Genomic DNA, 15,556 nt, shown 5'->3' with positions numbered 1-15,556 from the left:
CCTCGCTCCACCTCAACGCCGCCGACCGGCACGAGGCCGCGTTCGACGGCGCGGTCGCGACGCTCCCGATCGGCGGCTTCTACCGCCAGCGCCACGGCGAGGAGACGCACGCCTATTCCGCGCAGCTGATGCACCTGCTGCAAACGGCGGTCGCGACCGACAGCTACCAGAACTACCTGCAATTCTCGCGCGGCGTCGCCGACCTGCCGCCCGTATACCTGCGCGACCTCCTCCAGTTCAACTTCCCCTCGGAAGGCGTCGCGGTCGACCAGGTCGAGGCGATCACCGAGATCAGGAAGCGCTTCGTCACCCCCGGCATGTCGCTCGGCGCGCTCAGTCCGGAGGCGCACGAGACGCTCGCCATCGCCATGAACCGCATCGGCGCGAAGGCGGTGTCGGGCGAGGGCGGCGAGGACACGGAGCGTTTCACCCCGCGCGAGAACGGCGACAACGCCAACTCCGTCGTCAAGCAGATCGCGAGCGGCCGCTTCGGCGTCACCGCCGAGTACCTGCAGGCCTGCGACGAAATCGAGATCAAGGTCGCCCAAGGCGCCAAGCCCGGCGAGGGCGGCCAGCTTCCCGGCTTCAAGGTCACCGAATACATCGCCAAGCTGCGCCACGCGACCCCCGGCGTCACGCTCATCTCGCCCCCGCCGCACCACGACATCTATTCGATCGAGGACCTGGCGCAGCTCATCTACGACCTGAAGCAGATCAACCCGCGCGCGCGCGTCTGCGTCAAGCTCGTCTCCTCGGCCGGCATCGGCACCGTCGCGGCGGGCGTCGCCAAGGCCCACGCCGACGTCATCCTCGTCTCCGGCCATGTCGGCGGCACCGCCGCCTCGCCGCAATCCTCGATCAAATACGCCGGCACCCCCTGGGAGATGGGCCTGAGCGAGGTGAACCAGGTCCTGACCCTCAACGGCCTTCGCGGCCGCATCCGCCTGCGCGCCGACGGCGGGCTCAAGACCGGCCGCGACGTAGTCGTCGCCGCGATCCTGGGCGCGGAAGAGTTCGGCATCGGCACGCTCTCCCTCGTCGCGATGGGCTGCATCATGGTCCGCCAGTGCCACTCCAACACCTGCCCCGTCGGCGTGTGCACCCAGGACCCGCGCCTGCGCGCCAAATTCACCGGCTCCCCCGAAAAGGTCATCAACCTGATGACCTTCATCGCCGAGGAGGTCCGCGACATCCTCGCGCGCCTCGGCGTCCGTTCCCTGGACGAGGTGATCGGCCGTACCGAGTTCCTCCGTCAGGTCAGCCGCGGGGCCGAGCATCTCGACGACCTCGACCTGAACCCCATCCTCGCCAAGGTCGACGCCACCGACGCCGAGCGCCGCTTTTCGCTGTCGACCTTCCGCAACGCGGTCCCGGACAGCCTCGACGCACAGATCATCCGCGATGCGGCCAACGTCTTCTCGCGCGGCGAGAAGATGCAGCTCGCCTACTCCGTCCGCAACGTACACCGCGCCGTCGGCACCCGCCTGTCGAGCGAGATCCTGCGCATGCCCGGCCGCGACCGCCTGACCGACGGCCACGTCACGGTCCGTCTGCGGGGCAGCGCGGGCCAGTCTCTCGGCGCATTCCTGGTGCGCGGCGTCCGGCTGGAGGTGTTCGGCGACGCCAACGACTATGTCGGCAAGGGCCTGTCCGGCGGCACGATCGTCGTGCGGCCCGCCGTGTCGAGCCCGCTCAGCAGCCAGGACAACACGATCATCGGCAACACCGTCCTCTACGGCGCGACCAGCGGCCGCCTGTTCGCGGCGGGCCAGGCGGGCGAACGCTTTGCCGTCCGCAATTCGGGCGCGACCGTCGTGGTCGAGGGCTGCGGCGCGAACGGCTGCGAATACATGACCGGCGGCGTCGCGGTGCTGCTGGGCGAGGTCGGCCGCAATTTCGGCGCGGGCATGACCGGCGGCATGGCGTTCGTCTACGACGGTGAAGCTACCTTCGACCGCCGCGCCAACGGCGACAGCATCGTCTGGGACCGGCTGAGGTCGGCGCATTGGGAAGGCGTGCTCCGCGACCTAATCGGGCAGCATGTCCAAGCCACCGACAGCAAGTGGGCGAGGGGCCTGCTGGACGACTGGCCGCGCGCGGCGAGCCGGTTCTGGCAGGTGGTGCCGAAGGAAATGCTCGGGCGGCTGACGCACCCGCTCGACGATACGCCGGAACTGGTCGCCGCAGAGTAGGGAAGGGCGCAACGACCCCTTTGGGTGGAGAGCGAACACTGGCGGCACAATGGAGCGCCTGTTCGGTTAGGTCAGTCGACGCGGCCGCGGGAATAATGCTGCATCGCCGTCGGGATCTCGACCCAGCCGTGACGCCGGTCTTCCCATACCGAGCGGATCGGTCGCATCGAATGCTCATCGTCGAAGAGACCTATTGGTATGCCAGTCACATCCGGGTTCTTCTTGCCGCTCATGAAGACGGTCGTCCCGCACTCAGGGCAGAGGAAATGATCAAACAGCTCGCCGAGTTCCGTCGCGCGAGCGAAGTGCTTAGATTCACCCGTGACCTGAACCTGAGCATTCGGATAATAAGCCGCTACTCCGAAGGGTGAGCCCGATCGCTTTTGGCAAGCCATGCAGTGGCAAGCAACGACGGCGACGGTCGGGCCAGGCACCTCCACGTGCAGCTGACCACATTGGCATGATGCTCGCATTCGCCCAGACTCTCCCCCTGACCTCCGTTATAGGCACAAGCGGAATGTCCGCAATGGGGCGAAGGCGGACATTACAGAAACCGCTGTCCTACAAGTTGCGATCCGTGCCACGTCCTCCGACGACTCGCCCCTGACTGGGCGCACGCTCTTTCTCATCGTCCGCCGCAAGCCCGTCATCCCAGCGTAGGCTGGGATTGCGTGGTTTGGACCGGGCGCTCTCTCGACCGACGACCCCAGCCTGCGCCGGGGTGACGCGGGGAGGGGGCCAAGGCGTACTAGCGTAACCTTCGTCACCTTCGCGGCCGCGTTCCACCGGCGTCGTTGGCGTGAACTTTAGTGAACTTCCGCACTGGTCCACCCCCTTCCGTCACCCCGGACTTGTTCCGGGGTCCATCGTTGTCCGAGCCCGCAGGCTGGCTTGGACGCATGACGATGGATGCCGGAACAAGTCCGGCATGACGGGGTAGAAGAAGGGCGCCTCACCATCCCATCACCCCCACCGCAGCGCCAGCCAACCCAGCCCCGCGAACAGCGCGAGGGCCCACCAGCCGCCGTCGGTGCGTAGTAGATAGCCGACGCCGACCACCCCCACCGCGACCAGCGTCGCCCCCGCCAGCCCCGGCGCGACGATCCGGCCGAGCAGCCACGCGCCCGCCGTCAGCGCCGCGCCCGCGTTGACCGCGATCCACAGATAGGACGAACCCGCCCCGATCGACCCGAACAATGGCACCTTGATCGTCGCGTACCCGCGCATCCCGTTCGGGAACAGGTCGGCGGCCATATGCAGCCCGATCCCGAGGCCCAGCCCCGCCGCCACCGGCCAGGTCCTCCGGTCCGCCGCCGCCGCCGCGATCGGCAGCACGCTATGGAGTAGCGCGCTCCGGTGCCCGAGCCCGAGCGACAGGTCGAGATCGGGCAAGGTCGTCCCCGCCCACGCCGCCGCGACCACCGAAGCTGCGACCAGCCACGGCGCGCCGCCGCTCACGAACGCCAGCCCGATCGCGACCAACAAACCCAGGAGCGCGCTCACCGCACCCGCCTTAATCGTACGCCCGCACGCGCCGCCATCTTCCACCGACCCATCATCGCCCCTAACACATGCCGCATGTGGCAACTCCATCAGTTCCCCCTTTGTCCCTTCTCGCGCAAGGTCCGTCTGCTGCTCGGCGAGAAGGGCGTGGGCTACGAGCTGGTCCGCGAGTCGCCCTGGGTCCGCCGCGACGAGTTCCTCCACCTCAACCCCGCCGGCCAGACCCCCGTCATGGTCGACGCCGACCAGACCGTGCTGATCGACAGCCAGGCGATCGCCGAATATTTCGAGGAGACCGTCGAGAAGTCGGCGACGATCAACGGCACCGCCCTCCAGCGCGCCGAGATCCGGCGGCTGACCACCTGGTTCGACACGCAATTCTACCAGGACGTGACCGGTCCGCTCCTCCAGGAACGCGCGATCAAGCGCATCTCGCAATCCGCGCCCCCGGACGGCCGGGTGCTCCGCGAGTCGATGAAGGCCGCGGTCGGCCATCTCGATTACACCGACTATCTCCTCGACCATCGTAACTGGATGGCGGGCGCGACGCTCAGCCTCGCCGACCTGGCGGCGGCGGCGCAGATCTCGGTCGTCGATTACCTCGGCGGCATCGACTGGAAAGGCCACGAACAAACCGCCCGCTGGTACAGGGGGCTGAAAAGCCGCCCCAGCTTCCGCCCGCTCCTCTCGGAGCGGATGGAGGTCATCGGCCCCGCCCCCCACTATGCGAACGTGGATTTCTGACCTTCTGCTCCCTCTCCCGCTTGCGGGAGAGGGTCGGGGAGAGGGGCTGACAGGAAACCGGCCTGTGACGCGTACAACCCCTCTCCCCGACCCTCTCCCCAAGGGGGGAGAGGGAGCAGAAAACCTACCCCTCCAGCGACTTCGAAGCCTGCTCGAACAGGTCCTTCGACAACCCCGCCGTCCCTACGATCCGCGCCAGCTCCGCCCGCATCAGCGCCGCGCGGCCCGCATCGAACCGCCGCCACCGCGCGAGCGGCGGCAGCAGCTTGGCCGCCGTCTGCGGGTTCAGCCGATCGAGCGCGAGCAGCTGATCGGCCAGGAACCGATATCCCCCGCCCGAAGCCGCGTTGAACGCCCGCTGGTTCACCCCGAACGCCCCGACCAGCGAGCGCGCCCGGTTGGGATTGGACAGCGCGAAATCCGGATGCCGTGCCAGCTCCGCCACCGCCGCCCCCGCATCGTCCCGCGACGACAGCGCCTGCACCTGGAACCACTTGTCGAGCACCAGCGCATTGTCGCGGTGGCGCAGATAGAAGATGTCGAGCGCCGCCTCGCGCAGCTCGGACGTCCCGCTCGCCAGCACGGCTAGCGCGCCCATGCGGTCGGTCATGTTGTCCGCCGCCTCGAACTGGGTGAAGGCCAGCTTGTCCGCCTCTCCCCCACGCGCCGCCGCCAGGAAGCCGAGCGCGACGTTGCGGAGCCGCCGCCTCCCCTTGGCCTCGGGCGTGTAGGCGTAATGCTCGCGCGGGCCGTCATAGGCCGCGGCCCAGCGTTCCCCCAACCGCTCGCCCAGCGTCCGGCGCAGCCCCTCGCGCGCCCGGAAGACCGCGTCGGGATCGACCACGCCCATCTGGTCGCCAATGAAGCTCTCCGACGGCAGCACCACCGCCTCCGCCTGGAACGCCGGGTCGAGCGCCGGATCATCGAGCGTGCCGGCCACCGCCGCGACGACCGCGTCGTACGCCCCCTGGTCGCCCTCGACCGCGTCGGCGACTAGCGCGTCGAGCATCAGCTGCTGCATCGCCTCGTACCGCGCGAACGGGTCGTCGTCGTTGGCCGACAGGAACGCCAGGTCCGTGACGCTCCGGTCGGACTCTATCACCACGGGCGCGGAGAAGCCTCGGTTGATCGAGAGGACCGGCCTTTCCGACACGCCTTCGAACACGATCGTCTCCGCTGGATCGGCGAGCAGCACCAGCCGCTCCTCGGTCAGCGCGCGGCCCGTCTCCGCGCCGAACAGCTTGACCTTGAGCGGCAGCAGCATCGGCTCCTTGGTCGCCTGCCCCGGCGTCGGCGGGGTCGCCTGCGCCAGCCGGAGCCGCGCGCGGCCGTCGTCATGCGTCAGGCTCGCCTGGACGCGCGGGGTGCCCGCCTGCGTATACCAGCGGCGGAACTGCGCAAGGTCGACCCCGCCCGCTTCCTCCATGCAAGCCACGAAGTCCTCGCACGTCGCGGCCGTCCCGTCGAACCGCTCGAAATACAGGTCGCATGCCGCCCGGAATTTCGGGGCGCCCAGGATCGTCGCCATCATGCGGATCAACTCGGCGCCCTTGTTGTAGACGGTCGCCGTGTAGAAGTTCGAGATCTCCTGATAGCTGTCCGGGCGCACCGGATGCGCGAGCGGCCCGGCATCCTCGGGGAACTGCCCCGCGCGCAGGGCCCGCACGCCCTCGATCCGATTGACCGCCGCCGATCCCTGATCCGCCGAGAAGCCCTGGTCGCGGTAGACGGTGAAGCCTTCCTTCAGCGACAGCTGGAACCAGTCGCGGCAGGTGACGCGGTTGCCCGACCAGTTATGGAAATACTCATGCGCCACCACCGCCGCGATCGCGTCGTAATCGTGATCGGTCGCGGTGTCCGGGTCGGCCAGGACGTAGCGCGAGTTGAAGATGTTGAGGCCCTTATTCTCCATCGCGCCGAAGTTGAAATCGTCCACCGCGACGATGTTGAACACGTCGAGATCGTACTCGCGGCCGTACACCTTCTCGTCCCACGCCATCGCCAGCTCCAACGAATGCAGCGCGTGATCGGTCTTCGCCACGTCCGCCGCACGCACCCAGATGCCGAGTTCGACGGTGCGCCCCGACCGGGTGACGAACTCGCCCCGGTTCACCTGCAAGTCGCCCGCGACTAGCGCGAACAGATAGGATGGCTTGGGGAACGGATCACTCCACTCCGCCCAATGCCGCCCGTCGCCAGCATCGCCCGACGCGACCGGATCGCCGTTCGCGAGCAACACGGGGTAGCGCGCCGCATCGGCGGTCATCCGTACGCTGTACACCGACAATACATCCGGCCGATCGGGGAAGTAGGTGATCCGCCGAAAGCCTTCGGCCTCGCACTGCGTGCAAAGAATGCCCCCGGACGCGTACAGCCCCATGAGCTGCGTATTCTTCTCCGGCTCGATCGCGACCTCGATTTCGACCGTGCGCTCTCCGCCCGACAGCGGCACGACGAGCCGCTCGCCATCGACGCGCCAGTCGTTTATCAGCGCGCCGTCGACCCGGACCGACAGGGGCACCTGCCCCGCGCCGTCGAGGCGAAGCGGCTCACGGTGCGCTCCGTTCCGCTCGACGCGGAGCCGGCTTCGTACGACCGTACGCGCTGGATCGAGGTCGAAGTCGAGCGCGACCTCGGGCACTAGCCACTCCGGTGGACGGTAATCCTCCCGGCGCGTGACGCCGACGGGACTCGGGGGGACGGCGAGGGCGTTCTGGATGTCCATGCCCGCCGATATAGACGGCGCGGTCGCCGCCGCCACCCGGCTTGCGCGGGCGGCGGCGCGTGCTAACCCTTCGCCCGAAAAGACGAAGGATGCCGATGTTCCGCTTACCCCTGGCGCTCGCGCTCGCCGCCTGCTCGACGATCGCCCTGGCGCACGACCAAGCTCCCCAAACCGCGCCCGCCAAGCCCGCCTCCGTCGCGTCCGCTCCCAGCGCGGCGCGGCGCAACGCGCTCGTCACCGCGCCGCTCCCGGCCGACCAGGCGGCGATGAAGGCGCACGTCCTGTTCCTCGCCTCCGACGCGATGCGCGGGCGCGAGGCGGGGTCGCCCGAATACGACATCGCCGCGCAATATGTCGCGGCCCAATTCTATGCGGCTGGCCTGCGTCCGGGTGGCGACGAGGGCGGGTACCTCCAGCGCGTCCCGCTCGTCGCCTACAAGCTCGAGGGGCGGCCCGAGGCGTCGGTGGGCGGTGCGACGCTCGTCCACGGCCAGGATTTCATCGCCGGCCCCAACCCCGCCCGCGCCGAGACGCGCATCACCGCGCCCGTGGTCTTCGCGGGCTGGGGCGTAGACGCGCCGACCTACGGCCATGACGACTTCGCGGGCGTTGACGTGCGAGGCAAGATCGTCGCGGTGGTCGGCGGCGCGCCCGCGCGCTTCGACGGCGAGGAGCGCGCGTTCCACGGCTCGGCTTCGACCAAGGCGCAGGCCGCAGCCCGACGCGGCGCGGTCGGCCTCATCCTCCTCAGCAGCGCGCAGTCGGAGGCGCGCCGTCCGTTCGCTTCGCTCGTCGCGATCGCCGACCGTCCGCGCTACAGTTGGGCCAAGCCCGACGGCACCGGCGCGACCGACACGCCGGGAACGCCGCAGCTCGGCACGTTAAGCCAAGCCGGCGCAGCCAAGGTCTTTGGCGCGGCTTGGCCCGCGATCGCCAAGCAGGCCGCGGACGCGAACGCCCGCTTCAAGCCGCTGACCGCGCCGAGCACCATGACGATCGCGACGCGCACGGGCTTCGCGCCCACCCTGTCGAGCAACGTCGTCGGGCTGATCCCCGGTTCCGACCCGAAATTCCGTGACCAGGTCGTCGTGCTGTCCGCGCATCTCGATCACATCGGCGTCGAGCCGACTGGAACCGGGGACCGGATCAACAACGGCGCGATGGATAACGCGATGGGCATCGCCAGCCTGATCGAGGAGGCCAAGCGGTTCAAGGCGGACCCGAAGCAGCCGCGCCGTACCGTCATGTTCCTGGCGGTCACCGCCGAGGAGAAGGGGCTGATCGGCTCCGATTATTTCGCCAATCACCCGACGGTGCCGCTTGGCAACATCGTAGCCGACGTGAACCTCGACATGCCGATCCTGACATACAAGTTCGAGGACATGATCGTGTTCGGCGCGAACCGCTCGACGCTAGGGCCGATCGTCCGCGACGCGGCGGCGAGTGTGGGGGTGACCATGTCGCCCGATCCGCTGCCGGAGCAGGGGCTGTTCGTCCGCTCAGACCACTTCCGCTTCGTTGAGAAGGGCGTACCGTCGGTGTTCCTGTGGCCGGGGCAGAAGGGGCCGGGCAAGGCGGCGTACGACGCCTTCTTCGCGAACAACTATCACAAGCCCTCCGACGAAGTGACGCTGCCGATCGACTGGAGCCAGGGACCGCGCTTCGTCGGCGTCAACTACGCCATTGCCCGCGCGGTCGCCGACGCGGACGAGCGCCCGGTGTGGAACAAGGGCGATTATTTCGGCACGCTGTTCAAGGGACGGATGGGGAAGTGACGATGCGCAAGCTGCTCCTGCCGCTGCTGCTCCTAGCCGCACCTGCGATCGCGGCCGACTCACCGCTCGGCGCGGAGGAGGCGGCGCTCCGGGCGCATGTCGCATATCTCGCCTCCGACGCGCTTCGCGGCCGCGAGGCGGGGACGCCCGATTACGACAAGGCGGCCGCCTATGTCGCCGAACGCATGCGCGCGGCGGGGCTGCGGCCGGGTGCGAAGAGCGGTTGGTTCCAGCCCGTTCCCCTGGTCGTCGCCAAGCCGTCAGCCGAGCCTGTAATGACGCTGACCGGCGCGGGCGCGGCGCGGACGCTCGCCTTCGGGACCGACTACACGCTCCGCTCGACGCCGGGGGCGGCGGCGATCGACCTATCCGCGCCCGTCGTGTTCGCAGGCTACGGCGTCGTCGATCCGATGCTCGGCCTGGACAGCTACCGGGGCCTCGACGTGCGCGGCAAGATCGTCGCGATGCTCTATAGCGGTCCCAAGGGACCGCCGTCGGAGGTCGCCGCGCATCTCGGCAACCGTGCGGACCGCGCGCGCATCGCCGCCGCGCGCGGGGTGGTGGGGGTCGTGTTCATCGAATCGGACCAGAGCCGCGGGATCATCCCGGTTTCTACCATCCACCGCAATTGGGACGCGCGCGCGGTCACCTGGGCCGGCCCCGACGGCCGCCCGCGCGACGGCGGCGCGCCGACGCTGGCGGTGATGAGCTGGGAAGGCGCGGCCAAGCTGTTCGCCGGGTCGAAGCTGAACTGGGCCGACGTGCTCGCCGCCGACAAGGCGGGCGGCGCGGTGCCGACCGGCGCGCTCGCCGCGACGCTCGCCACCCGGCAACGCTTCACGCTGGAGCGGCTGCCGAGCAGCAACGTGGTGGGCTTCCTGTGTGGCTCCGACCCCAAGCTCCGGGGCGAGTATATCGTCCTGTCCGGTCATCTCGACCATATCGGCGTGACGCGGCCGGTGAACGGCGACGCGATCAACAACGGCGCGATGGATAACGCCATCGGCATCGCGTCGATGCTGGAGGTCGCGCGCCGCTTTCAGGCGGGCGGCAAGGCTCCCAAGCGGTCGATCCTGTTCGTCGCGGTCACGGCGGAAGAGAAGGGGCTGATCGGCTCCGACTATTTCGCGACCTACCCAACCGTGGGCAAGAACGCGGTCGTCGCGAACGTCAATCTCGACATGCCGATCCTGACCTATCGCTTCCGCGACCTAGTCGCGTTCGGCGCGGACCGGTCGGCGATAGGCCCGATCACCGCCGCCGCCGCGCGGGCGCAGGGGTTCGCGCTCGTCCCCGATCCCGAGCCCGAACAGGCGAGCTTCGTGCGCACCGACCATTACAGCTTCGTCCGCCAGGGCGTGCCCTCGGTCTCGCTTTCGCCTGGACCCGGCGGCGACGGCGCGGCGGCGACCGCGCGGTTCCTGAAGACGAACTACCACCAGCCCGGTGACCAGATCGACCAGCCGATCGACTGGACGGCGGGGGTGAATTTCGTGCGCGTAAATCACGCCATCGCCAAGGCGCTGGCCGACGCGCCCGATCGCCCGCGTTGGGTAAAGGGCGACTATTTCGGCACGCTCTACAAGGGGCCGATGGCGCGATAAGGGCGATGCACCTCCTGATCTTCGGGCTGGGTTACTCCGCCACCTGCGTCGCGGCGGCGTTCTCGGGGCAGGGGGGCACGGTCGCCGCGACCACGCGCGACGGCCGCAAGGGGACGCTTCGCTTCGACGATGGGCGCGCGATCGACCTGGAATTGACCCGCGCGACGCACATCCTCTCTTCGGTGCCGCCCGAGAACGAGGCCGACCCCGTCCTCATAGCCTACGGTCCGCAACTCGCGCGCAGCCCCGCCTGGCTCGGCTATCTGTCCTCGAGCGGCGTCTATGGCGACGCGGGTGGGGCGTGGGTCGACGAAACCGCCCCGACCGGAACCGGCCGTCGCTCGGCGCGCACCCGCGCCGACGCCGACTGGCTCTCCTTGGGCGCGCGCGTGTTCCGACTGCCCGGGATCTACGGCCCGGGTCGCTCGGCGCTCGACCGCGTGGCGGAAGGCAAGGCGCACCTGGTCGACAGCCCCGGCCAGGTCTTCAGTCGCGTCCATGTCGACGACATCGTATCGGGCGTGATCGCCGCGCTCACCGCGCCGCCGGGTGCTTACAACCTAGCCGACGATCATCCATGCGCGCAAAACGACGTGATCGCGTTCGCCGCGGGCCTGCTCGGGATGGCCCCGCCGTCCGTTCAGCCGCTCGACCAGCTCTCGCCGACGGCGCGTGCATTCTACGCCGAGAACCGCCGCGTCGCCAATGGTAGGGCGAAGCGCGCGCTAGGCTGGACCCCGCGCTTCCCCGACTACCGCACGGGCCTGCGCGCGCTGAGTGCGATCACCAGCCCGACGCCCGTCAGCGCCGCGCCCGCCGCCGCCAACGCGGACCAGCGATAACCTTCGAATAAAGTCGACAGCAGCATCGCGATGACAGGCACGATCACGCTCGAGTAAGCCGCTTTGGCGGGGCCTATCACGCGTAGGATTGTGAAGTAGAGGGTGAACGCCACCGCCGACGCGAACACGCCCAAATAGGCGATCCCCACGACATAGCCCCAGCGCCATTCGAAGACCGGCGGCCCGTCGAGCGTCCAGGCCAGCCCCGCATCGAACGCCGCCCCCAGCAGCATCGCGGTCGCCAGGAGCGGCGCGGGGGCGAAGGCCTTGGCGGTCGCGGTCGCCTGCATGACGTTCGACGCCGACGCCGACATCACGCCCGCCAGCGTCCATGCGATCCCCGTCGCGACCACGGCCGCTCCGTTGGGATCGACCCTGACCTCATGCGTGAACAGCAGTGCGACGCCCGCGACGGCCACCGCCGAACCGGCGATCAGTCGCCCGCCCAGCTTGTGGCCGAGAAAGACGCGCGCCAACACCGCATTGGGCACGAGCAGCAGCGCGAACGTCACCGCCACCAAACCGGAGGTAATGTAGTGCTCCGCTTGGTAGACCGCGTTGAAGTTGCCGCAGAACTGGAGCAGCGCGGTCGCCGCCGCGAACAGCCACCCGCGCATGCCCAGCCGCCAGGAGTTGCCTCGCCACAACGCCCACCCGGCCATCACCAGCCCGGCGACCACGAAGCGGTAGCTGACCGACCAGGTCGCGGGCACCACGCCCAGCTGGTCGCGGATGACGATCCAGGTCGATCCCCAGATCAGCGTCACGATCGCGAACGGGGCGAGGATGGCGAGCCGGGCGGATTGCGGCCGCTCCACGATCACAACCGGCGGATCGCGTCGGCCAGCGGCCGGATCGCGTCCGCGCCCTGATCCCAGGATACCACCAGCCGCGCCTCGCCCGGCGCCCAATCGTAGAAATCGAATCCTTGGGCGCGCAGCGATGCCGCCTCGGCAGCCGTCACGCGCAGGAACACCTCGTTCGCCTCGACCGGATGGACCAGCCGCCCCACCGCCGCCTCGGCGAGGAGCGCCGCGCCGGCGTTCGCGCCGCGCGCGCAGTCGAGCCACAGGTCGCCCTCGAGATGCGCCAGGATCTGCGCCGCCAGGAACCGACCCTTGCTCAGCAGCATCGCGCCCCGCTTGCGGCGCTGCGCGGTCGTGGCGGCGAGCTCGGGCCGGAAGAACACCAGCGCCTCCGCGCTCATCCCGCCGTTCTTGACGAAGCCGAAGGACAGCGCGTCCACGCCCGCGCGCCAAGTCAGGTCGGCTACGCTCGCGCCCGTCGCGACGACCGCGTTGGCGAAGCGCGCGCCGTCCATGTGGAAACCGAGCCCGCGCGCGCGCGCCAGCTCGCCGATCGCCGCAACCTCGTCCGGCCGGTATATGCGGCCGTATTCAGTCGCGTTGGTGATCGACAGCGCATGCGGCTGGACGCGGTGGACGTCGTTCGCGATCGCGTCGAGCACGTCGGTGATCGTCCCCGGCGTCAGCTTCGCGCCGTCGCCGTCCGCCAGCATCAGCTTCGCGCCGTGCGTGAAGAACTCCGGCGCGCCGCCCTCATCATTCTGGATGTGCGCGTCGCGGTGGCACACGACGCCCCCATGCGGCGGGCACATCGCGGTCAGCGCCAGGCAGTTCGCCGCCGTCCCCGTCGGGACCCAGAACCCGCGCACCTCGCGCTCGAACAGCTCGCTCAGTCGCCCGTCTAGCCGCTTCGACCAGCGGTCGCCGTCATAGGCGGTATCCTGCTCGTTCGCGGCGACCACCGCCTCCAGGATGCGGGGGTGAACCGGGGCGGCGTTGTCGGAGAAAAAGCGCATGGGCGCGCGGGTAGGAGGAGGGGGCGGCAAGGGCAACCGACTTTGCCCTTGGCTAGAACACCTCTCCATCCTCCTCGGGCGGACGGCGCTCCTCGCGCTGAGGCGGCGGCTCCTCCTCGCGCCGATCGCGCGACGAGCCGACCGACACCGACCCGTCCTCGCCGACGCGCAAGTCGATGCCGAGCCCGTCGAGCTCGCCCGCGATCACCGGCGCGATCTCGGGTATCGCGCCTTCCAGCAGCCCCCTGTCCTCGATATCCCCGGTCACCTCCTCGACTGCGGCGCGCGGCGGCGGCGCGATATCCAGCGCCTGACCCATGAAGTCGCGCCAGATCCGCGCCGGGGCGCCGCCGCCGGTCAGCCCCGCAGGCTTGTTGTCGTCGCGCCCGACCCAGACGCCCACCACCAGATCGCCCGCGAAGCCCACGAACCAGGCGTCTCGCCCGTCCTGCGTCGTGCCGGTCTTGCCGAACGACTCGACCGGCAACGCCGCCCGGAAACCGGTACCACGTATCGATGACCTCAACAGCGACAGCATGTCGGCATGCACCCGTTCGGGCATGTCGCGCCCGCCGCCGGTCAGGGTCTTGTACCAACTCTTCTCGTCGGCCTGCGCCAGCCCGTGCGGCTGGACGGGGTAGCGCCCCTGCGCCACCGCGGCGTAGGCGCCCGTCAACTCCAGGAGCGACACGCCCGATGTTCCCAGCGCGATCGTCGCCTCGTCGGCGATGGGCGTCGACACGCCCAGGTCGCGCGCCGCCTTGATCACCTGGCGCACCCCCACATCCTGCGTCAGCCGCGCCGCCGCCACATTGGACGATCGCGCGAAGGCCTGCGCCAGCGTGATCGTCCCCAGATAGCGGCCATCGTTGTTGCGCGGCTTCCACCCGGCGATGTCGACCGGCCGATCCTCGACCATCGAGGCGGGGGTCATGCCCGACCGCAGCGCCGCCAGATATACGAACAGCTTGAACGTCGATCCGGGCTGGCGCCTGGCCTGCGTCGCGCGATTGAAGCTCGACCGCCCGTAATCGCGCCCGCCGACCATCGCGACGACGCGCCCATCGGGCCGCATCGCGACCAGCGCCGCCTGAAGGCCGTTCGACCCCGCCGCGCGGATGCTCCGCTCGGCCGTGCGTTGGTAGCGGCGGTTGAGCGTGGTCTCGACGGTCGCCTCCGATTGCACCTCGCCCGCGCGGTCGCGCGCTTCGGGCAGGATCCAGTCCGCGAAGTAAGTGCCGCTCGGCAGCGTGCCCGGTCGCCTGCCCAGCACGCGCTGCGGCTGGACCTGGTCCGCCTCGCGCTCCGTCAGAAAGCCCGCATCGACCATCGCGGCGACCACCACCGCCTGCCGCTTGCGCGCGCCGGACAGGTTGCCCGTCGGCGCGAGCCGCGAGGGCGCCTTGAGCAGCCCCGCCAGCATCGCCGCTTGCCCGATATTCAGGTTCGCCGGCGTGCGTCCGAAATAGTGCTTCGACGCCGCCGCGATGCCGTAGGTGTTGTCGCCGAAATAGACGTTCGAGAGATAGCGCGACAGGATCTCGTCCTTGGTCAGCCACGCCTCCAGCCAGAACGCGATCATCATCTCGCGAATCTTGCGCGCCGCCGTCCGGTCCGAATCTAGGAACGCGTTCTTCGCGAGCTGCTGCGTGATGGTCGAGCCGCCCTGGCGCACGCCGCCCGCGCCGACATTGCTCCAGGCCGCGCGCGCGATGCCGCGTAAGGAAATTCCCCAATGCGATCGGAAGCCGCGATCCTCGATCGCCAGGAACGCGTCGGTGACGTGAGGCGGGAGCTTCGACGCCTTGACGGGCTTGCCGATGATCGCGCCGCGCCGCGCGATCGGGGCGCCATCGTCGGCGGTCAGCGTGATGGAGGGAGGGGCGGGGGGCTCCAGCGAGCGGGACAGGGGTGCGGTGATCGCCAGCCAGCCGATCGCGAGCACGAGCAGGAAGATGCCAATGCCCAGTCCACGCCCGATCCATCGACCCCAGTCGCGCCTCGCTCGGACCGGTGGCTCGGGCGGGAGCCGATACGTCCAATCGTCGCTCGTTCGCTCGAATCGATGGGGCGGAACGGGCGCGAATACCGGATCGGCTCCGACGGGGGCCAACGACCCAAGCTCCTCGCCGCGCCGCATCCGTCCGTGACCGTCGTTGCCGAATGGGTGAGGCCGCATGAACATACTCAAACTGTGCTAGTATCGTACTACACCAGCGGTCGATGCCTTTCTACCCCCACGCTTCCCATCGCACCAGCCCGCGGCTCCCGCCCAACGACCCAAAGGCGACGGCTATCGTACTACACCAGCGGTCGATGCCTTTCTACCCCCACGCTTCCCATCGCACC

11 protein-coding genes are annotated in these 15,556 nt (G+C 69.4%); 5 read left to right on the top strand and 6 right to left on the bottom strand.

Annotation, left to right across the window (positions count from 1 at the left end):
* The coding region (locus ACFE71_RS09065) for a glutamate synthase-related protein (protein WP_375428471.1) at positions 1-2,192 on the top strand (2,192 nt) is incomplete at its 5' end.
* A 71-nt stretch (positions 2,193-2,263) separates the two neighbouring features.
* Here the strand turns inward: ACFE71_RS09065 and ACFE71_RS09060 are convergent.
* Positions 2,264-2,587 (bottom strand): GFA family protein, encoded by a 324-nt coding sequence (locus ACFE71_RS09060; protein ID WP_375428475.1) that lies wholly within the window; start codon positions 2,585-2,587, stop codon positions 2,264-2,266.
* A 568-nt stretch (positions 2,588-3,155) separates the two neighbouring features.
* On the bottom strand, positions 3,156-3,695 hold the full coding sequence (locus ACFE71_RS09055; RefSeq protein ID WP_375428470.1) for a hypothetical protein: 540 nt from the start codon (positions 3,693-3,695) through the stop codon (positions 3,156-3,158).
* Between the two features lie 75 nt (positions 3,696-3,770).
* Between ACFE71_RS09055 and ACFE71_RS09050 the strand changes: the two genes are divergently transcribed.
* On the top strand, positions 3,771-4,439 hold the full coding sequence (locus ACFE71_RS09050; RefSeq protein ID WP_375428469.1) for a glutathione S-transferase family protein: 669 nt from the start codon (positions 3,771-3,773) through the stop codon (positions 4,437-4,439).
* 124 nt (positions 4,440-4,563) lie between these two features.
* Here ACFE71_RS09050 and pepN read toward each other — a convergent pair whose 3' ends face one another.
* Positions 4,564-7,164, bottom strand: a complete 2,601-nt coding sequence (gene pepN, locus ACFE71_RS09045; RefSeq protein WP_375428474.1) for an aminopeptidase N — start codon at positions 7,162-7,164, stop codon at positions 4,564-4,566.
* A 95-nt stretch (positions 7,165-7,259) separates the two neighbouring features.
* On the opposite strand from pepN, the gene ACFE71_RS09040 reads away from it, so the two are divergent.
* Genes ACFE71_RS09040 through ACFE71_RS09030 form a run of 3 tightly spaced genes read left to right on the top strand, consistent with a single transcriptional unit; the run spans position 7,260 to position 11,385 of the window.
* Complete coding sequence (locus tag ACFE71_RS09040) at positions 7,260-8,939, top strand: M28 family metallopeptidase (RefSeq protein WP_375428468.1); 1,680 nt, start codon at positions 7,260-7,262, stop codon at positions 8,937-8,939.
* A gap of 2 nt (positions 8,940-8,941) precedes the next feature.
* Positions 8,942-10,543, top strand: coding sequence for a M20/M25/M40 family metallo-hydrolase (locus tag ACFE71_RS09035; RefSeq protein WP_375428467.1), 1,602 nt, complete (start codon positions 8,942-8,944; stop codon positions 10,541-10,543).
* Between the two features lie 5 nt (positions 10,544-10,548).
* Positions 10,549-11,385, top strand: a complete 837-nt coding sequence (locus ACFE71_RS09030; RefSeq protein WP_375428466.1) for an NAD(P)-dependent oxidoreductase — start codon at positions 10,549-10,551, stop codon at positions 11,383-11,385.
* Here the strand turns inward: ACFE71_RS09030 and ACFE71_RS09025 are convergent.
* Genes ACFE71_RS09025 through ACFE71_RS09015 form a run of 3 tightly spaced genes read right to left on the bottom strand, consistent with a single transcriptional unit; the run spans position 11,295 to position 15,386 of the window.
* Entirely contained in the window at positions 11,295-12,206 is a 912-nt protein-coding gene (locus ACFE71_RS09025) for a DMT family transporter (protein ID WP_375428473.1), read from the bottom strand. The genes ACFE71_RS09030 and ACFE71_RS09025 overlap by 91 nt on opposite strands.
* A complete protein-coding gene (locus ACFE71_RS09020) occupies positions 12,206-13,207 on the bottom strand; it encodes a threonine aldolase family protein (RefSeq protein WP_375428465.1) in 1,002 nt (333 codons plus the stop codon). Before ACFE71_RS09020 ends, ACFE71_RS09025 begins: the two co-directional genes overlap by 1 nt.
* 52 nt (positions 13,208-13,259) lie before the next feature.
* A complete protein-coding gene (locus tag ACFE71_RS09015) occupies positions 13,260-15,386 on the bottom strand; it encodes a transglycosylase domain-containing protein (RefSeq protein ID WP_375428464.1) in 2,127 nt (708 codons plus the stop codon).
* Positions 15,387-15,556 lie beyond the last annotated feature (170 nt).

It is taken from the genome of uncultured Sphingomonas sp. (assembly GCF_964237155.1).
Taxonomy (GTDB): domain Bacteria; phylum Pseudomonadota; class Alphaproteobacteria; order Sphingomonadales; family Sphingomonadaceae; genus Sphingomonas.
Note: the sequence above shows the minus strand (reverse complement) of the source record. Positions and strands in the feature narration are given on the sequence as shown.

Excerpts from the sequence above, each read along its gene's own strand:
- ACFE71_RS09035 (WP_375428467.1), top strand. The coding sequence starts at position 8,942 with ATGCGCAAGCTGCTCCTGCCGCTGCTGCTCCTAGCCGCACCTGCGATC.
- pepN (WP_375428474.1), bottom strand. The coding sequence starts at position 7,164 with ATGGACATCCAGAACGCCCTCGCCGTCCCCCCGAGTCCCGTCGGCGTC.
- ACFE71_RS09030 (WP_375428466.1), top strand. The coding sequence starts at position 10,549 with ATGCACCTCCTGATCTTCGGGCTGGGTTACTCCGCCACCTGCGTCGCG.
- ACFE71_RS09050 (WP_375428469.1), top strand. The coding sequence starts at position 3,771 with ATGTGGCAACTCCATCAGTTCCCCCTTTGTCCCTTCTCGCGCAAGGTC.
- ACFE71_RS09040 (WP_375428468.1), top strand. The coding sequence starts at position 7,260 with ATGTTCCGCTTACCCCTGGCGCTCGCGCTCGCCGCCTGCTCGACGATC.
- ACFE71_RS09015 (WP_375428464.1), bottom strand. The coding sequence starts at position 15,386 with ATGCGGCCTCACCCATTCGGCAACGACGGTCACGGACGGATGCGGCGC.
- ACFE71_RS09060 (WP_375428475.1), bottom strand. The coding sequence starts at position 2,587 with ATGGCTTGCCAAAAGCGATCGGGCTCACCCTTCGGAGTAGCGGCTTAT.
- ACFE71_RS09020 (WP_375428465.1), bottom strand. The coding sequence starts at position 13,207 with ATGCGCTTTTTCTCCGACAACGCCGCCCCGGTTCACCCCCGCATCCTG.